The sequence below is a fragment of the Hydrogenophaga sp. SNF1 genome (assembly GCF_034421675.1).
Lineage (GTDB): Bacteria > Pseudomonadota > Gammaproteobacteria > Burkholderiales > Burkholderiaceae_C > Hydrogenophaga > Hydrogenophaga borbori.
In genome coordinates this window covers 3,703,710-3,720,386 of record NZ_CP139793.1, presented here as the reverse complement: position 1 = coordinate 3,720,386, position 16,677 = coordinate 3,703,710, and the positions used below count along the sequence as shown (strand labels likewise).

General features: G+C 70.4%; 17 protein-coding genes. 11 read left to right on the top strand and 6 right to left on the bottom strand.

The window, feature by feature from the left end; all coding sequences use genetic code 11:
- Nucleotide 1: 1 nt before the first annotated feature.
- The 4 genes from SOM08_RS17850 to SOM08_RS17835 all read right to left on the bottom strand — a co-directional run bounded on the left by SOM08_RS17850 (nt 2) and on the right by SOM08_RS17835 (nt 3,691).
- Nucleotides 2-790 carry an ABC transporter ATP-binding protein gene (locus SOM08_RS17850; RefSeq protein WP_322469420.1) on the bottom strand — a complete coding sequence of 263 codons (789 nt, stop codon included), beginning with the start codon at nt 788-790 and terminating at the stop codon, nt 2-4.
- A complete protein-coding gene (locus SOM08_RS17845) occupies nt 787-1,617 on the bottom strand; it encodes an ABC transporter ATP-binding protein (protein WP_116960719.1) in 831 nt (276 codons plus the stop codon). Before SOM08_RS17845 ends, SOM08_RS17850 begins: the two co-directional genes overlap by 4 nt.
- Before the next feature lie 112 nt (nt 1,618-1,729).
- Complete coding sequence (locus SOM08_RS17840; protein WP_116960718.1) at nt 1,730-2,806, bottom strand: branched-chain amino acid ABC transporter permease; 1,077 nt, start codon at nt 2,804-2,806, stop codon at nt 1,730-1,732.
- A 9-nt stretch (nt 2,807-2,815) separates the two neighbouring features.
- Complete coding sequence (locus tag SOM08_RS17835) at nt 2,816-3,691, bottom strand: branched-chain amino acid ABC transporter permease (RefSeq protein ID WP_116960717.1); 876 nt, start codon at nt 3,689-3,691, stop codon at nt 2,816-2,818.
- A gap of 168 nt (nt 3,692-3,859) precedes the next feature.
- Here SOM08_RS17835 and SOM08_RS17830 point away from each other — a divergent pair, with 168 nt between their 5' ends.
- From SOM08_RS17830 to SOM08_RS17810, 5 genes are read left to right on the top strand one after another with little or no spacing between them, the layout of a single operon-like run.
- Nucleotides 3,860-5,257: an acyclic terpene utilization AtuA family protein gene (locus SOM08_RS17830; RefSeq protein ID WP_116960716.1), complete on the top strand. Its 1,398-nt coding sequence runs from the start codon at nt 3,860-3,862 to the stop codon at nt 5,255-5,257.
- Nucleotides 5,254-5,634 (top strand): hypothetical protein, encoded by a 381-nt coding sequence (locus SOM08_RS17825; RefSeq protein ID WP_116960715.1) that lies wholly within the window; start codon nt 5,254-5,256, stop codon nt 5,632-5,634. Before SOM08_RS17830 ends, SOM08_RS17825 begins: the two co-directional genes overlap by 4 nt.
- Complete coding sequence (locus tag SOM08_RS17820; RefSeq protein WP_116960714.1) at nt 5,631-6,422, top strand: crotonase/enoyl-CoA hydratase family protein; 792 nt, start codon at nt 5,631-5,633, stop codon at nt 6,420-6,422. Before SOM08_RS17825 ends, SOM08_RS17820 begins: the two co-directional genes overlap by 4 nt.
- A gap of 43 nt (nt 6,423-6,465) precedes the next feature.
- Complete coding sequence (locus SOM08_RS17815; RefSeq protein ID WP_322469419.1) at nt 6,466-8,046, top strand: L,D-transpeptidase family protein; 1,581 nt, start codon at nt 6,466-6,468, stop codon at nt 8,044-8,046.
- A complete protein-coding gene (locus tag SOM08_RS17810; RefSeq protein ID WP_116960712.1) occupies nt 8,043-8,606 on the top strand; it encodes a YcbK family protein in 564 nt (187 codons plus the stop codon). The genes SOM08_RS17815 and SOM08_RS17810 overlap by 4 nt, the downstream gene beginning before the upstream one ends.
- 16 nt (nt 8,607-8,622) lie before the next feature.
- On the opposite strand, the gene SOM08_RS17805 is transcribed toward SOM08_RS17810, so the two are convergent.
- A complete protein-coding gene (locus SOM08_RS17805; protein ID WP_116960711.1) occupies nt 8,623-9,072 on the bottom strand; it encodes an acyl-CoA thioesterase in 450 nt (149 codons plus the stop codon).
- A gap of 37 nt (nt 9,073-9,109) precedes the next feature.
- Between SOM08_RS17805 and SOM08_RS17800 the strand changes: the two genes are divergently transcribed.
- The 6 genes from SOM08_RS17800 to htpX all read left to right on the top strand — a co-directional run bounded on the left by SOM08_RS17800 (nt 9,110) and on the right by htpX (nt 15,843).
- Nucleotides 9,110-10,960, top strand: a complete 1,851-nt coding sequence (locus SOM08_RS17800; protein WP_322469418.1) for an ABC transporter ATP-binding protein/permease — start codon at nt 9,110-9,112, stop codon at nt 10,958-10,960.
- Nucleotides 10,961-11,020: 60 nt separating this feature from the next.
- Nucleotides 11,021-11,935 (top strand): LysR substrate-binding domain-containing protein, encoded by a 915-nt coding sequence (locus SOM08_RS17795; RefSeq protein ID WP_070397216.1) that lies wholly within the window; start codon nt 11,021-11,023, stop codon nt 11,933-11,935.
- Nucleotides 11,936-12,084: 149 nt separating this feature from the next.
- Nucleotides 12,085-12,996 (top strand): amino acid ABC transporter substrate-binding protein, encoded by a 912-nt coding sequence (locus SOM08_RS17790; RefSeq protein ID WP_322469417.1) that lies wholly within the window; start codon nt 12,085-12,087, stop codon nt 12,994-12,996.
- A 45-nt stretch (nt 12,997-13,041) separates the two neighbouring features.
- Complete coding sequence (gene pyrC, locus SOM08_RS17785) at nt 13,042-14,088, top strand: dihydroorotase (RefSeq protein ID WP_322469416.1); 1,047 nt, start codon at nt 13,042-13,044, stop codon at nt 14,086-14,088.
- Nucleotides 14,089-14,102: 14 nt separating this feature from the next.
- Nucleotides 14,103-14,840, top strand: coding sequence for a DUF3025 domain-containing protein (locus SOM08_RS17780; RefSeq protein ID WP_322469415.1), 738 nt, complete (start codon nt 14,103-14,105; stop codon nt 14,838-14,840).
- A gap of 133 nt (nt 14,841-14,973) precedes the next feature.
- Nucleotides 14,974-15,843, top strand: a complete 870-nt coding sequence (htpX, locus tag SOM08_RS17775; RefSeq protein ID WP_070397220.1) for a protease HtpX — start codon at nt 14,974-14,976, stop codon at nt 15,841-15,843.
- A 73-nt stretch (nt 15,844-15,916) separates the two neighbouring features.
- On the opposite strand, the gene SOM08_RS17770 is transcribed toward htpX, so the two are convergent.
- Nucleotides 15,917-16,627: a glycine zipper 2TM domain-containing protein gene (locus tag SOM08_RS17770; protein ID WP_070397221.1), complete on the bottom strand. Its 711-nt coding sequence runs from the start codon at nt 16,625-16,627 to the stop codon at nt 15,917-15,919.
- Between the last annotated feature and the right edge of the window lie 50 nt (nt 16,628-16,677).

Below are 16,677 nucleotides of genomic sequence, written 5' to 3'. Positions count from 1 at the left end.
CTCAGCGCCAGTTCTTCTTCTTCTTCCAGCGGCGGTCGGCGCGCACGCCGGCTTCTTTCATGCCGAGGTAGAACTCCTTGATGTCGTCCTTCTCGCGCAGATGGGCGCAGGTGTCTTCCATCACGATGCGCCCGTTCTCCAGCACGTAGCCGTAGTCGGAGGCGTTGAGCGCCATGTTGGCGTTCTGCTCCACCAGCAGGATGGTGGTGCCGCGCTCGCGGTTGATGCGCACCACGATCTCGAAGATCTCCTTGGTGAGCTTGGGCGACAGGCCCAGGCTGGGCTCGTCGAGCAGCACCAGGTCGGGGTTGGCCATCAGCGCGCGGCTGATGGCCAACATCTGCTGCTGGCCGCCCGAGAGCAGGCCGGCGTCCTGCGTGGCGCGCTCCTTCAGGATGGGGAAGTAGCCGAAGACCATTTCCATGTCGCGCGCCACGCCGTCGCGGTCCTTGCGGGTGTAGGCGCCCATCAGCAGGTTGTCGCGCACGCTCAGCAGCGGGAAGACCTCGCGCCCCTCCGGCACGTGCAGCAGGCCCTGCTGCACGATCAGCGCCGGGTCTCGCGCGGTGATGTCCTGGCCCTTGAACTCCACCGTGCCCTTGCGCGGGTCGATGATGCCGCTGATGGTCTTGAGGATGGTGGTCTTGCCCGCGCCGTTGCTGCCCAGCACGGTGGCGATCTCGCCGCGGCGCACCTGCAGGCTCACACCGCGGATGGCCTTGATGGGCCCGTAGGCGCTCTCCACGTTGGACAGTTTGAGGACCGGCGCGTCGCTGGTGGGCACGCTCATGGCATCACCTTGTGGTTCTCGCGGCGCAGGCTGGACACGTCGTCCACGCTGCCCAGGTAGGCCTCGATCACGCCCGGGTGGCTCTGCACCTCGGCCGGCGTGCCGGTGGTGAGTTCCGTGCCCATGCTCATGGCCAGCACGCGGTCGGACACCTTGGACACCAGGCTCATGTCGTGCTCGACCATCAGCACCGTGATGCCGAGCTCGTTCTTGATGTCGGTGATCCAGAAGGCCATGTCCTCGGTCTCTTCCACGTTCAGGCCGGAGGAGGGCTCGTCCAGCAGCAGCAGACGCGGCTCGGTGCACAGGGCGCGCGCCAGCTCCACCACCTTGCGCACGCCGTAGGGCAGGCCGGCCACCAGGCTCTCGCGGTGGTGCTGCAGGTCCAGCAGGTCGATCACCTGTTCGGCTTTCTCGCGCGCCTCGACCTCGGCCGCGCGGGTCTTGCCGGTGAAGAAGATCTCGCTCCACAGGCCGGTGCGGCGGTGCGTGTGGCGCCCGATCAGCAGGTTCTGCAGCACGGTGGCGTGCTCGAACAGCTCGATGTTCTGGAAGGTGCGCGCGATGCCCAGGCGGGCGATGCTGTGCGGCGCCTGGTCCGTCAGGCGCACCGGGCCGGCGGGGCCGGCGTAGTCGATGCTGCCGGTGGTGGGCGTGTAGATGCGGCTGATGAGGTTGAACACCGTGGTCTTGCCCGCGCCGTTGGGGCCGATCAGGGTGAAGACCTCGCCCTTCTTCACGTCGAAGCTGACGTTGTTGACCGCCAGCACGCCGCCGAAGCGCACGCTGAGGTTCTTCGCGGACAGCAGGGTGTCGGTGTCGTTCATACGCTGGCCATTCCGGCTCGAAGGGAACCCTGTCCAGACATGCCGCGGAACGGGCTTTGCCAGGCCGCAGGCATGGCCCCCCTTGGGGGGTGGCGCGAAGCGACGCGGGGGGTCATCTCAATCTCTCCGATTTCTGGAACGACTTCTGCCGCTTGAACATGCCCTGGCGGTAGAACGGGAAGAGCTGGAAGTAGGCGCGCACCTTGAGCCAGCGCCCGTACAGTCCCATCGGCTCGAACAACACGAAGGCGATCAGCACCGCGCCGTACACCGCGCCCTGCAGGCCCGCGGACTGGCCGATGGCCTCGGGCAGGATGTCCTTGCCCAGAGCGATGAGCTGCGGCATGACGATGAGGAAGATGGCGCCGAGAAAGGCGCCGTGGATGGAGCCCAGCCCGCCGATCACCACCATGAGCAGCAGGTCGATCGACTGGATGATGGAGAACTGCTCGGGCGACAGGAACTGGATCTTGTGCGCATAGAGCGCGCCGCCCAGGCCCGCCAGCGCGGCCGACAGCGCGAAGGACAGGGTCTTGTAGCGCGCCAGGTGGATGCCCATGCTCTGGGCCGAGATTTCCGAGTCGCGGATCGCGACGAAGGCGCGGCCGGTGGACGAGCGCATCAGGTTCACGATGGCCAGGGTGCTGAGCACGCACACCACCAGACAGAGGAAGTAGAACTCGTTGGTGGAGTCGAGCGCCCAGTCGAAGAGCTGGGGCGGGTTGACCATGAGGCCCTTGTTGCCGCCGGTGACCGACTCCCAGCGCGCGATGCCTTCTTCCACGATGAAGCCGAAGGCCAGCGTGGCCATGCCCAGGTAGATGCCCTTGACGCGCAGCGCCGGCAGGCCCACCACCACGCCCACCGCCGCCGCCAGCAGGCCGGCGCAGGCCAGGGCGATGGGGAAGGGCACGCCCGCGTTGACCAGTGCGGCCTGCGTGTACGCGCCCACGCCCAGGAAGGCCGCGTGACCGAGCGAGAACAGACCGGTGAAGCCGGCCAGCAGCATCAGCCCCAGGCCCACGATGCCGTAGATCAGCACGAAGGTGAGCTGCGCCAGCCAGTACTCGTCGATCACCCAGGGCGCGGCCAGCAGGAACAGGCACAGCAGGCCGTACCAGAACACGTGGCCGCCGTGCTTGGCGAGCCGGATGTCCTGGTCGTAGTTCGTCTTGAAGAGGAATCGCATCGTTCGGCCTCAGACTTTCTTGCGCAGCTTCTCGCCGAACAGCCCGTTGGGCTTGAGCACCAGCATGATCAGCACCACGATGTAAGGCGCGATGTCCTTGAAACCCTCGGGCAGGTAGAAGCCCGCGATGGCCTCGACGATGCCGATGATGAGCCCGCCCACGATGGCGCCGGGCAGGCTGCCGAAGCCGCCCACCACCGCCGCCGGGAAGGCCTTGAGGCCGATGAAGCCCATGTTGGCGTGCACGAAGGTGATGGGCGCCAGCAGCAGGCCCGCGATGGCCGCCACGCCCGCCGCCAGGCCCCACACCAGGCCATTGAGGCGCTTGACCGGAATGCCCATGTAGTAGGCCGCCAGCTGGTTCTGCGACGAGGCCTGCATGGCGACCCCCAGCTTGCTGTAGCGGAACATGGCGAACAGCAGCGCGCACAGCAGGGCGGTGGCGCCGATCACCACGATCTGCTCGGCCGAGATGACCAGCGCTCCCAGCTTGAGCACCTGGCCCGCGTAGGGCACCGGCAGGGTGTGTGTCTCGGTGCCGATGTTCGGGATCATGGTGATGAGCCCGCGCAGCAGGTAGCCCACGCCGATGGTGAGCATGACGATGGAGAAGGCGGGCTGTCCCAGGATGGGGCGGATGACCAGGCGCTCGAGCACGATGCCGAACAGGCCCATGCCCACGACGGCGGCGACGACGGACAGCCAGAACGGGAAACCCAGCAGCGTCATGGTGAGCAGGCCGCCGAAGGCGCCCACCATCATGAGGTCGCCCTGCGCGAAGCTCACGGTCTCGGTCGCCTTGTAGATGAGCACGAAGCCCAGCGCGATGAGGCCGTAGATGCATCCCTGGGCCGCCCCGCTGATCAGCAGTTGCAGCAGTTGCACGGAACCGTCTCCTGTCTTGTATTGCCCCGGGGCTGGTGCGCAGCTTGCTGCAAGCTTGGGAGCGGGCCGCACCGCAGGGGTCGAAGATTTATAGCTGTCCTCCCCGGGACTGCCGCTAGGGGTTCTCCCCCATCGGCAGTCGCGCAGGCGCCAGCACCATCGGTGCCCATGAATTCCATCCGCATCGGCGCCGGCCTGGGCTTCTACGGCGACGCCTGGGAGCCCATTGCCGCGAGCATCGAACGCGGCGGCGTGCAGTTCATCGCCAGCGACCACCTGGCCGAACTCACGCTCGCCATCCTGCAGAAGGACCGCCAGCGCGACCCCGGACTGGGCTACGCGCGAGACGTGGTGCCGCTGCTGCTGCGCCTGTGGCCGCTGATGCAGCGCCAGGGCGTGCGCTTCGTCTGCAACGCCGGCGGCCTGAACCCGCGGGGCGCGGCGCAGGCGGTGCTGGCCGCCTTCGCCGCCAAGGGCCTGAAGGCGCGCGTGGCGGTGGTCAGTGGCGACGACGTGCTGCCTCGCCTGGCCGACCCGGCCGGCGGCGCCTTCGAGCACCTGTTCACCGGCGCGCCGGTGGCGGCGGTGCGCGAGCGGCTGGTGTTCGCCAACGCCTACCTGGGCGCCGCGCCCATCGTGCGCGCGCTGGACGGGGGCGCGCAGATCGTCATCACCGGCCGGGTGGCGGACGCGGCGCTGTTCCTGGGCCCGATCGCGCACGCGCACGGCTGGCGCCTGGACGGCGCGCGCGAGGGCGAAGCGCTCGACCGCCTGGCGCAAGGTCTCACCGTGGGCCACCTGCTGGAGTGCTCGGGGCAGGGCAGCGGCGGCAACTTCGGCGCGCAGGGGCATTGGCAGTCCATCCCCGATCTGGCGCACATCGGCTACCCCATCGCCGAGGTCTGGGCCGATGGCAGCGCGCTCATCACCAAGGCGCCGGGCACCGGCGGGCGGGTGAATTTCGACACCGTGCGCCAGCAGCTGCTGTACGAGGTGCACGACCCGCACGCTTACCACAGCCCCGACGTGGTGCTGGACATGGGCGGCATCCACCTGGAAGACCTCGGGCAGGACCGCGTGCGGCTGACCGGCGCGCGCGGCCGCGCGTCCAGCGAGCGGCTGAAGGTGGTGGCGGGTTTCCGCGACGGCTACAAGGCCGAGGTGACCTGGGGCTTTTCCTGGCCCGATGCCTGGGACAAGTCGCAGCAGGCGCAGGCGACCATCCGCGCCCAGCTGAAGGAGCGGCGCGTGCCGCACGACGAGCTGTACGTGGAGTACCCCGGCCTGAACTCCGCCCATGGGCCGCTGGCGCCGCTGCCGGCGGTGGACGCGCTCAACCAGCTCAACGAAATCTGGACGCGGCTGGTGCTGCGCACGCCCGAGAAGGCCGCGGCCGAGGGCTTCGGGCGCCTGTTCCCGTGGATGGGCCTCAGCGGCCCCGCCTACACCTGCGGCTTCACGGGACTGCACAACGTGAGCGAGCTGCTGGGCATCTGGCCCACGCTGGTGGACCGGGGCGAGGTGGAGGCGGGTGTGCAGGTGGAGTTCATGGGAGAGGCCGCATGAACCGGGTCCGCATTCCGCTCGCGCGCATCGCCCACGCGCGCAGCGGCGACAAGGCCGATTGGGTGGACTTTGGGCTGTTCGCCTGGAACCCGGCGGGCTACGCCCTGCTGGCGCGGGAGGTCACCGCCGAGCGCGTGCGCGTGCACTTCGCGCCTTGGCTGCCGGGCGAGGTGGACGCCTGGGCGCTGCCCAATATCCTGGCGCTCAAGTTCGTGCTGAAGGGGGCGCTGCAGGGCGGCGGCGCCCGCAACCTGCGCCTGGACAACCTGGGCAAGGCCATGGCGGCGGCGCTGCTGCGGCTGGAGATCGAGGTGGGGGCGGCCGAACTGGAGGCCGCCCTGCAGCAGCCGCGCGTGGGCTGGTGGGAGGCCTCATGACGGTGCGCATCGAAACCCTCGACGGCATCCGCGTCGTCACCCTGGACCGCCCCGAGGTGCGCAACGCGGTGGACAGCGCCACCGCGCGCGAACTGCACGCGGCCTTCCTGGCCTTCGAGGACGATGCCGCGGCACGGGTCGCGGTCTTTCACGGCGCGCACGGCCACTTCTGCGCCGGCTGGGACCTGCAGTTCGGCGCCCGCGCCGCGCAGGCCGGCGGAGGCGGGGCGCTGGCCGATCTGGACTTCGACAGCGCCGATGCGCGCGCCCTCGGCCCCATGGGGCCTTCGCGCCTGCGCCTGTCCAAGCCCGTGATCGCCGCCGTGGCCGGCGCGGCCGTGGCCGGTGGCCTGGAGCTGGCGCTGTGGTGCGACCTGCGCGTGATGGAGGCCGACGCCTACTTCGGCGTCTACTGCCGCCGCTTTGGCGTGCCGCTCATCGATGGCGGCACCGTGCGCCTGCCGCGCCTGATCGGCATGGGCCACGCCATGGACCTGATCCTGACCGGCCGCAAGGTCGAGGCCGACGAGGCCTTGCGCATCGGCCTGGCCAACCGGGTGGTGCCGAGCGGGCAGGCGCGCGAGGCGGCCATCGCGCTGGCGCGCCAGCTCGCGGGCTTCCCACAGGCCACGATGCTCGCGGACCGCGAGAGCGCCTACGCGCAGTGGGACCTGTCCCTGGGCGAGGCCCTGCAGCAGGAATGGCGGCGCGGCCAGGCGCGCATCCCCGACGCGCTGGAAGGCGCGCAGCGCTTCGCGGCGGGCGAGGGGCGCCACGGCCGGTTCTGACCCGTGGCCCGGGGGCGGCCGCCCGGTCGGGGACAATGCCGCCATGCACCTGGCTCCGTTTTCCTGGCGCCGCCGCCACTGGCTGCTCGCCCTGGGCGCCTTGCCCTGGTGGCCGGGCCCCGCCGCGGCCGCCACCTGGGTCGAGGCCGGCAGCGGCCAGGCCTGGAACGAGCCGCTGGCCCGCCAGGCGCTGACCCTGTTGGCCGGCGCAGGGGCGAACGGCCTCGATCCGGGCGATTACCAGGTCCAGGCGCTCCAGCGGCAGCTGGGCGAGGCGCTGGCCCGCCCGGACGGGGCGGCCGGCGCCCGCTTCGCCACCGAGCTGGGCGCCGCCATGCGACGCTTCCTGCACGACCTGGCCTTTGGCCGCGTCGATCCCCACGCCGTGCACCAGCGCTTCAGCGTGGCGCCGAGGGCCTTCGACCCGGCGAAGGCGCTGGCCGACGCCCTGGCCCAGGGACGGCTCGACGCGGCGGTGCGGGCGGCGGTTCCCCCGCTGCCGATCTATGGCCAGCTGCAGAAGGTCCTGCGCGACATGGACGCGCTGGCCGGCCACTCCGCCTGGTCGCGGCGCCTGCCGCCCTTGCCGCGGCCGGCGGGCGCGCGCTCGCCGAAGCTCGAACCGGGCGGCCACTGGGCGGGTTTGCCCGCGATGGCCGAGCGCCTGGCGCTGCTGGGTGACCTGGCCGGCGGCGCGCCGCCCCCCGACCGCCTCGATGGCGCCGCGCTCGAGGCCCTGCGGGCCTTCCAGCGGCGCCACGGCCTGACGGACGATGGCGTGGTCGGCGCCGCCACGCTGGCGGCGCTGGAGGTGCCGCCAGCGGCGCGCGCGCGCCAGACGGCGCTGACCCTGGAGCGCCTGCGCTGGACGCCCCTGCTGCAGGGGCCGCGCATGATCGTGGTCAACATCCCCGAGTACATGCTGCGCGCCTACGAAGTGGTGGACGGCCGCATCGAGGTGCGCCTGAGCATGCGCGTGATCGTGGGCAAGGCCGTGGGCCATGAAACCCCGCTGTTCGACGAACGCCTGCGCAGCATCGAGTTCAGCCCCTACTGGAACGTGCCGCCATCGATTGCGCGCCAGGAGACGGTGCCGCGCCTGCGCCGCGACCCGGGCCATTGGGCGAGCCAGGGCTTTGAGTTCGTCGGCGGCGACGGCGCGGTGGACACGGTGCTGAGCCCGGCCAAGCTCGACGCCGTGCTGGCCGGCCGGCTGCGCATCCGCCAGCGCCCCGGACCGGCCAATGCGCTGGGCGACATCAAGTTCGTCTTCCCCAACCGCGACAACATCTACCTTCACCACACGCCCTCGGTCGGCCTGTTCGCGCGCGAACGGCGCGATTTCAGCCATGGCTGCATCCGCGTGGAGGACCCGGTGGCGCTGGCGCGCTTCGTGATGGCGGGCATGCCCGGCTGGGACGAAGCGCGCATCCGCGAGCAGATGGCCGCCGGCACGTCCACCCACGTCGCCCTGCGCGACCCGCTGCCGGTGCTCATCGCCTACGGCACGGTGCTCGTCAAGCAGGGCCGTCCCCACTTCTTCGCCGACGTGTATGGTCACGACGCGCGGCTGCAGGCCGCCCTCGACGCCCGGCCCCGGCCCCAACCGCAACCCTCCCGATGAACGACCGTCCTTTGTTCCCCGCCTCTCGCCGCCGTTTCCTGCGCCAGGGCCTGGGCGCCGCGGTGGCCGCACCGCTGCTCGCCTTGCCCCGGCACGTGTGGGCCGCGCCCCAGCGCGCGCTGGCCTTCGACCACCTGCACACGCACGAGCGGATCGACCTGGTCTACGCCAGCGGCGACGGCTACCTCCCCGAGGCCCTGGGCCGACTCGACCATTTCCTGCGCGACCACTACTCGGGCGACGTCGGCCACATCGACCCTGGCCTGCACGACGTGCTGCACGCCCTGCGCCGGGTGCTGGGCACCGAGCGGCCGTACCAGGTGGTATCGGGCTACCGCTCGCCGCTCACCAACGCACACCTCAAGGCCACGCGGGGCGGCGGTGTGGCCACCCGCAGCCTGCACATGGACGGGCGCGCCATCGACGTGCGTCTGCCCGGCGTGCCGCTGGCCGACCTGCGCGATGCCGCGCTGTCGCTGCAGGCCGGCGGCGTGGGTTTTTACCCGCGCGAACAGTTCGTGCACATCGACACCGGGCGCGTGCGCCGCTGGGGCGGCTGAGCGCCCCCGCCCGCGCTCAGGCCGGCGCCGTCCAGGCCGACTTGGCGTCGGCGGGAATCGGCCGGGGCCGGCCCTCCAGGTCGATGGCGACGTAGGTCAGGCTGGCCTCGGTCACCTTCAGGTACTGGCCCTGCGAGGAAATGCGCTCGGCGAACACCTCCACCATCACGGTGATGGACGTGCGCCCGATACGCGTGACCTGCGAGTAGAAGCTGAGGATGTCGCCCACGCGCACCGGCTGCTTGAAGATGAACTGGTTCACCGCCACCGTGGCCATGCGCCCGCGCACGAAGCGCGCCGGCAGCACGGCGCCGGCCAGGTCGACCTGGGCCATGACCCAGCCGCCGAAGATGTCGCCGTTGGCGTTGCAGTCCGCCGGCATGGGGATCACCTTGAGCACCAGTTCGCGGTGGTCCGAGGGCAAAGAGGGCAAAGGCGCGTGGGCGGGGCTTGAATCGGTGGGCATGGGCACAATCTCCGGCTGACTCCCACGATTGTCTTGCATGCGTCCCGATACCCCCACCCGAGGCCGTGTGGCCTTGCCGTCCGCGCCCGGCGAGTCCGCCGCGGCGCCCGCCCGCCGCTCCGACTGGGCCACCCTGCGGCGCCTGCTGCCCTACCTGTGGCAATACAAATGGCGCGTGATCGCCGCGCTGGCCTTCATGGTGGCGGCCAAGCTCGCCAACGTGGGCGTGCCGGTGCTGCTCAAGCAGCTGGTGGACGCCATGAACATCCCGCCGGGCAGCGCCCAGGCGCTGCTGGTGGTGCCGCTCGGCCTGCTGCTGGCCTACGGCGGCCTGCGCCTGTGCACCAGCCTGTTCACCGAGTTGCGCGAACTCGTCTTCGCCAAGGCCACCGAGGGCGCCACGCGCCACATCGCGCTGCAGGTGTTCGGCCACCTGCACAGCCTGAGCCTGCGCTTCCACCTGGAGCGCCAGACCGGCGGCATGACGCGCGACATCGAGCGCGGCACGCGCGGCGTGCAATCGCTGATCTCGTACTCGCTCTACAGCATCGTGCCCACGCTGATCGAGGTGACGCTGGTGCTCACGCTGCTGGGTACGCAGTTCGACATGGGCTACGTGTGGATCACGCTGGCGGCCCTGGTGCTGTACGTCGGCTTCACCGTGGTGGTGACCGAGTGGCGCACCCAGTTCCGCCGCCGCATGAACGAACTGGAATCGGCCGGCCAGACGCGCGCCATCGATTCGCTGCTGAACTACGAAACGGTCAAGTACTTCAACAACGAACATTACGAGGCCACGCGCTACGACGAGGCCCTGCAGAAGCTGCGCCGCGCGCGCCTGGTGAGCCAGCGCACGCTGTCGCTGCTGAACGCGGGACAGCAGCTGGTCATTGCGGTGGCGCTGGTGTTCATGCTGTGGCGCGCCACGAACGGCGTGGTGGCCGGCAAGCTCACGCTGGGCGACCTCGTCATGATCAACGCCTTCATGATCCAGCTCTACATCCCGCTGGGTTTCCTGGGTGTGCTCTACCGCGAGATCAAGCAGAGCCTGACCGACCTGGAAAAGATGTTCTCGCTGCTCGAGAAGGAGCGCGAGGTGGCGGACGCGCCCGGCGCGAAGCCGCTCGTGCTCGACGGGCCGCCCACCGTGCGTTTCGAGAACGTGCATTTCTCCTACGAGCCCGCGCGCGAGATCCTGCACGGCCTGAGCTTCGACATCCCGGCCGGCAAGACAGTGGCGGTGGTGGGGCCCTCGGGTTCGGGCAAGAGCACGCTGGCGCGCCTGCTCTACCGCTTCTACGACACCAGCAACCGGGCCAATGGGGAAGGTCGCATCACGATCAACGGCCAGGACATCGCCGAGGTCACGCAGTCCAGCGTGCGCGAGGCCATCGGCATCGTCCCGCAGGACACGGTGCTCTTCAACGACACCATCGAATACAACATCCTCTACGGCCGGCCCGAGGCGGGGCACGAGGCGGCGGTGGCGGCGGCCGAGGCGGCGCACATCCGCGGCTTCATCGAGCGCTTGCCCCAGGGCTGGCGCACCATGGTGGGTGAGCGCGGGCTCAAGCTGTCGGGCGGCGAGAAGCAGCGCGTGGCGATCGCCCGCACCCTGCTGAAGAACCCGCCGATCATGATCTTCGACGAGGCGACCAGCGCGCTGGACTCGGCCAACGAGCGGGCGATCCAGGCGGAACTGCGCCAGGCCGCGCGCCACAAAACCGCGCTCGTCATCGCGCACCGGCTGTCCACGGTGGTCGACGCCCACGAAATCCTGGTGCTGGAGAACGGCCGGATCGTCGAACGCGGGCGCCACGCCGACCTGGTGGCGCGGGGCGGCGCCTACGCCCGCATGTGGGCGCTGCAGCAAGCCGGCAACGACTGAGCCCCGGATCGAGAAAACCCCAGCGGGTGTCGGCCCGCCACACGACCATAATCGCGCGCCATGGAAACCAAGTGGCTGGAAGACTTCGTCAGTCTTGCCGAGACCCGCAGCTTCAGCCGTTCGGCCCAGCTGCGGCACGTCACCCAGCCGGCGTTTTCCCGCCGCATCCAGTCGCTGGAGGCCTGGGCCGGCACCGACCTCGTCGATCGCTCCTCCTACCCCACGCGGCTCACGCCAGCCGGGCAGACCCTGTACGAGCAGGCGCTGGACCTGCTGCAGACGCTCAACACCACCCGCGCCATGCTGCGTGCGCACACGGCGGCGGCGCAGGACGTCATCGAGTTCGCCGTGCCGCACACCCTGGCCTTCACGTTCTTCCCGCAATGGCTGTCCGGCCTGCGCGAGACGGTCGGCCCGGTCAAAAGCCGGCTGATCGCGCTCAATGTGCACGACGCCGTCATGCGCCTGGTGGAGGGCAGCTGCGACCTGTTGATCGCGTACCACCACGCGGCGCACCCCATCCAGCTGGACACCTCGCGCTACGAGATGCTGCCCCTGGGCACCGAGGTGCTGGCGCCCTACAGCCGGCCCAACGCCCAGGGGGGGCCGCTGTACGCGCTGCCCTCGCCCGGCGGCCAGGCCCAGCCCTTCCTGGGCTATGCGCCCGGGGCGTACCTGGGCCGCGCGGTCGAGCACCTGCTCAAGGACACCTCGCTGGCCAGCCAGCTCGAGCGCGTCTACGAAACCGACATGGCCGAGGGCCTGAAGGCCATGGCCGTCGAAGGGCATGGCATCGCCTTCCTGCCCGCCAGCGCGGTGCGCAACGAGGTGGCGGGCCGGCGCCTGGTGCCGGCGGCCGACGGCCTCACGCTGACGCTGGACATCCGCCTGTACCGCACGCGCCCCATGGACACCAGCAAGGGCAAGCGGGCCGCCATCGGTTTCTGGAACCGGCTGAGCGACCTGCTCGGCTGAGGCCTTCGACGGGCGCCGCCGATCGGGGCGGCGCTTCCGTTGGCGCGTTCCTTTGAAGAAATACCGCATTTGCGGTAGCGGTCGGCCCGCCAGCGCGACGTATCGTCCCGCCCTTCGTGGACGCAGGACACACCGTGAGGACGCCCGCCATGCCCCAGTTCCCCCTGTTGTTTGCCCGGCGCGCGGCGCTGGCCGCGCTGGTCTTCCTGGTGTGGGCCGGGCCCGCGTCGGCCAGCGATTCGGGCCCCGTGATCGAGCAGATCCGCGCGCAGGGGCACATCGTGATCGGCCACCGCGAGTCCTCGGTGCCGTTCTCGTACCTGGGGCCAGACAAGCGGCCCATTGGCTACGCGGTGGACGTCTGCCGCCGCCTGGCCGCCGCGGTGCAGGCCCGGCTGGCGCTGCCGGCCTTGCCGATCGAGTACCTGCAGCTCACCCCGGCCAACCGCATCGAGATGATCGAGACCGGCAGGGCCCAGCTGGAATGCGGTTCCACCACCAACAACGCCGAACGGCGCGAGAAGGTGGCCTTCACCATTCCCCACTTCATCACCGGCGCGCGCATGCTGGTCAAAGCGAACAGCGGCATCGACCGCATCGACCAGCCCGAGGTCAAGCGCGTGGCCGTCACCCGCAACACCACGCCGCTGGCCGCGGTGCGGCGCATCCAGGCCGAACGGGGCCTGCGCTTCGAGATCGTCGAGACCGAGGACCACGAGAAAGCCGTGCAGATGGTGGAGCGCGGCGAGGCGCAGGCCTTCGTGATGGACGACGTGCTGCTCTATGGACTGGCGTCCACCCGGTCCGACCCGAAGGCGCTCAAGGTGGTGGGCCGCTTCATCACCACCGAGCCGCTGGCCATCATGCTGCCCAAGGGCGATCCGGCGTTCAAGAAAATCATCGACGACGAAATGCGCCGCCTGATCTTCAGCCGCGAGATCCACGCCATCTACCAGCGGTGGTTCGAGCAGCCGATCCCGCCGAACGGCCAGCCGTTGAACCTGCCCATCAGCTACCTGCTGCGCGACTTCTGGAAGTACCCCACCGACCAGGTGCCCTGAGGCCGGCCGAAACCATCCCGTGGTGGCTGCGACAATCGCGGGACCATGAGCGCCGCCACCCCCGACTCCCTGACCCTCACCCGCCCCGACGACTGGCACCTGCACGTGCGCGATGGCGCCGCCCTGCAGGCCGTGGTGCCCCACACCGCCGCCCAGTTCGGCCGCGCGATCATCATGCCCAACCTCAAGCCGCCGGTGACCACGGCGGCGCAGGCGCAGGCCTACCGCGAGCGCATCCTGGCGGCCGTGCCCGCCGGCGTGGCCTTCGAGCCGCTGATGACGCTCTACCTCACCGACAACCTGCCGCCCGAGGAAATCGCGCGCGCCCGGGCGGCCGGCGTCGTGGCGCTCAAGCTGTACCCGGCCGGCGCCACCACCAACAGCGACGCGGGCGTGACCGACATCCGCAAGACCCACAAGACCCTGGAGGCCATGCAGCGCGAAGGCCTCAAGCTGCTGGTGCATGGCGAGGTCACGTCCGCCGACATCGACCTGTTCGACCGCGAGGCGGTGTTCATCGACCAGGTGCTGATTCCCCTGCGCCGCGACTTCCCCGAGCTGAAGATCGTGATGGAGCACATCACCACCAAGGAAGCCGCGCAGTACGTGGCGGGTGCGGGCCCGCACACGGCGGCCACCATCACCGCGCACCACCTGCTCTACAACCGCAACGCCATCTTCCTGGGCGGTATCCGCCCGCACTACTACTGCCTGCCCGTGCTCAAGCGCGAGACGCACCGCGTGACCCTGGTGCAGGCCGCCACCAGCGGCAGCGACCGCTTCTTCCTGGGCACCGACAGCGCGCCGCACCCCGCGCACCTGAAGGAGCACGCGGTGGGCTGCGCGGGCTGCTACACGGCGCACGCGGCCATGGAGCTGTACGCCGAAGCCTTCGAAGCCGCGGGCGCCCTGGACAAGCTCGAGGGCTTCGCCAGCTTCCACGGTCCCGATTTCTATGGCCTGCCGCGCAACACCGGCACGGTCACGCTGCGGCGCGAGACCTGGACGCCGCCCGAGTCCTATGCCTTCGGCGAGGCCGAACTCAAGCCCCTGCGTGCGGGCGAGGCGCTGCGCTGGCGGCTGCTGGCCTGAGCGCTGGCGACGGCATGGCCATTCACTGGTCGGCCCCGTGGTTCGCCGGCGTGGCCGAGGCGGGGCGCGCGGTGCAGGCCGCACAGGCGCAGGGCCTGCCCTTGCCCGAGGCCCTGAACCGGCACGCGCCGGGGCCGCTGCGCGCCGTGGCCCAATCGGCCTTGCCCGACGGCCAGGCCTACGAGGCCTTCATCGCCGCCACGGCCAGCGTGCCCACGCGCGAGAACCTTCACGACCTGTTCAATGGGCTGATCTGGCACCGCTTCCCCGCCAGCAAGCGCCAGCTCAACCGCCTGCAGGCGCAGGCCATCGCGGCCGACGGCGTGGGCGCGGTGCGCGGGCCGCTGCGCGACGCCATCACCTTGTTTGACGAGAACGCGGCCCTGCTGCGGGCCCCCGAGCCGCTGTGGCGGGCGCTGCGGGCGCGCGACTGGGCCGGGCTGTTCGTCGCGCAGCGGGGGGCTTGGGCGTGCGCGCGGCTGCTGCCCTTCGGCCACGCGCTGCTGGAAAAATTGGCCCAACCCTACAAATCCATCACCGCGCACGTGTTCGCGCTGCCCGTGCCCGAGTCGCTGGGCGATGACCTGGCGGCCTGGGACGCCTGGCTGGCCACGCAACTGGATGCCGCGCGGCTGCGCGCCAAACCCTTCACGCCGCTGCCCGTGCTGGGCGTGCCGGGCTGGTGGGACGGCAACGCCGACCCCGCGTTCTACGCCGATGCGGCGGTGTTCCGGCCGCCGCGCGCGGCTTGAAACCGGCGCCATCAACCCCACTTGCTGGGCCGGTATCATCCGCTGCCCTTGACCCGGCACCGGGAACCTGAAGGCCCGAAACCGGGTCAGTGGCGCAGCCGGCCCCCACGCGCCGGCGCCTAACGGAGCACACATGAAACGCATCCTGCTGTTCGTCCTGACCAACGTCGCCGTGATGGCGGTGTTGCTCATCACCACGCGCATCCTCGGCGTGGACCGTTTTCTCACCGCCAACGGCCTGAACATGACGGCGCTGGCCGGCTTCTCCCTCGTCATCGGCTTCGGCGGCGCGATCATCTCGCTGCTCATCAGCAAGCCCATGGCCAAGTTCAGCACCGGCGCGCGCGTGATCAATCAGCCGCAGACGGCCGACGAGGCCTGGATCGTGCAGACGGTGCAGAAATTCGCCGACAAGGCCGGCATCGGCATGCCGGAGGTCGCCATCTTCGAAGGCGCGCCCAACGCCTTCGCCACCGGCGCCTTCAAGAACAGCGCGCTGGTCGCCGTGTCCACCGGCCTGCTGCAGAACATGACGCGCGAAGAGGTGGAGGCCGTGATCGGCCACGAGGTCGCGCACGTGGCCAACGGCGATATGGTCACCATGACGCTCATCCAGGGCGTGATGAACACCTTCGTGGTGTTCCTGTCGCGTGTCATCGGCTACGCGGTGGACAGCTTCCTGCGCCGTGGCAGCGACAGCAACTCGGGCCCTGGCATCGGCTACATGGTCACCACCATCGTGATGGACATCGTGCTGGGCTTCCTGGCCGCCATCATCGTGGCGTGGTTCAGCCGCCAGCGCGAGTTCCGGGCCGACGCTGGCGCCGCGCAGCTGATGGGCCGCAAGCAGCCCATGATCAACGCCCTGGCCCGCCTGGGTGGCCTCACGCCCGGCGAACTGCCCAAGACCATGCAGGCCCTGGGCATCACCGGTGGTCTGGGCAAGCTGTTCAGCACCCACCCGCCGATCGAAGAGCGCATCGCCGCCCTGCAGCAAGGCTGATCGCGCTGCGGGCAGCCGGCAAAAGGCCACCCTGGGGTGGCCTTTTGTTTGAGCCGCCGGGTGGCGGAAGCACTCAGCGGTTGCGCTCGAAGCGGGGGTAACCGTGGTCGTGGTAGCCCGGGCCGGGGTGGCCGCGCCAGCCCGGGGGCCGGAAGTAGCGCTGACCGCCAATGATCACGACCTCGGTGGAGATGTTGGAGTAGCCCGGTGCGTAGCCGTCGCTGTACACCACGGGCGGCTCCGGCGTTTCATAACGCACCTGCGGGCGCGAAGGGTAGGCGGGCGGCGGCGGGGGCATGGCGTCCACCGGCGTGACGTTCAGGCGCACGTAGCGGCCCGGGTCTTGCGCCATCTGAGTGCGGTATTGCTGGCCGGCGTACTCGTAGACCACGTCGTAGGCCACGGTGCGGGGTTCGTAGAAGGTCTGCGTGCCGCAGTTGCGCACGATCTCGGTCTGCGGCGGGCTGGAGCCTTCGATGCGGTTGCCCAGCATGGCGCCGCCGATGAGGCCGATGACGGTGGCCGCTGCGCGACCGCTGCCATCACCGATGGCGTTGCCCGCCGCGCCGCCTGCGATGGCGCCCAGCACCGCGCCGGCGCCCGACTTGCGGCCCGGGTAGGTCACCTGCTGATCGGAGCAGACATCGCGCGGTACGGCCACCTGCTGGATGATGGGCGTGCTGCTGATGACGCGGCCTTGCGCTTCCTGGGCGTGGGCCGCGCCGGTGGCGGCGGCCAGCGCGGCCGCCAGGGGAAGCCAGACGAGCGATCGGGGGGTGTTCACGGAAGGCTCCTGAAAGAGGAATGGGGAAGCTGCATGCTGCGCCCGGGACG

What these genes read in the sequence shown, in the direction of transcription:
- SOM08_RS17850 (WP_322469420.1), bottom strand. Translation starts at nt 790, where the DNA reads ATGAGCGTGCCCACCAGCGACGCGCCGGTCCTCAAACTGTCCAACGTG.
- SOM08_RS17845 (WP_116960719.1), bottom strand. Translation starts at nt 1,617, where the DNA reads ATGAACGACACCGACACCCTGCTGTCCGCGAAGAACCTCAGCGTGCGC.
- SOM08_RS17840 (WP_116960718.1), bottom strand. Translation starts at nt 2,806, where the DNA reads ATGCGATTCCTCTTCAAGACGAACTACGACCAGGACATCCGGCTCGCC.
- SOM08_RS17830 (WP_116960716.1), top strand. Translation starts at nt 3,860, where the DNA reads ATGAATTCCATCCGCATCGGCGCCGGCCTGGGCTTCTACGGCGACGCC.
- SOM08_RS17825 (WP_116960715.1), top strand. Translation starts at nt 5,254, where the DNA reads ATGAACCGGGTCCGCATTCCGCTCGCGCGCATCGCCCACGCGCGCAGC.
- SOM08_RS17820 (WP_116960714.1), top strand. Translation starts at nt 5,631, where the DNA reads ATGACGGTGCGCATCGAAACCCTCGACGGCATCCGCGTCGTCACCCTG.
- SOM08_RS17815 (WP_322469419.1), top strand. Translation starts at nt 6,466, where the DNA reads ATGCACCTGGCTCCGTTTTCCTGGCGCCGCCGCCACTGGCTGCTCGCC.
- SOM08_RS17810 (WP_116960712.1), top strand. Translation starts at nt 8,043, where the DNA reads ATGAACGACCGTCCTTTGTTCCCCGCCTCTCGCCGCCGTTTCCTGCGC.
- SOM08_RS17805 (WP_116960711.1), bottom strand. Translation starts at nt 9,072, where the DNA reads ATGCCCACCGATTCAAGCCCCGCCCACGCGCCTTTGCCCTCTTTGCCC.
- SOM08_RS17800 (WP_322469418.1), top strand. Translation starts at nt 9,110, where the DNA reads ATGCGTCCCGATACCCCCACCCGAGGCCGTGTGGCCTTGCCGTCCGCG.
- SOM08_RS17795 (WP_070397216.1), top strand. Translation starts at nt 11,021, where the DNA reads ATGGAAACCAAGTGGCTGGAAGACTTCGTCAGTCTTGCCGAGACCCGC.
- SOM08_RS17790 (WP_322469417.1), top strand. Translation starts at nt 12,085, where the DNA reads ATGCCCCAGTTCCCCCTGTTGTTTGCCCGGCGCGCGGCGCTGGCCGCG.
- pyrC (WP_322469416.1), top strand. Translation starts at nt 13,042, where the DNA reads ATGAGCGCCGCCACCCCCGACTCCCTGACCCTCACCCGCCCCGACGAC.
- SOM08_RS17780 (WP_322469415.1), top strand. Translation starts at nt 14,103, where the DNA reads ATGGCCATTCACTGGTCGGCCCCGTGGTTCGCCGGCGTGGCCGAGGCG.
- htpX (WP_070397220.1), top strand. Translation starts at nt 14,974, where the DNA reads ATGAAACGCATCCTGCTGTTCGTCCTGACCAACGTCGCCGTGATGGCG.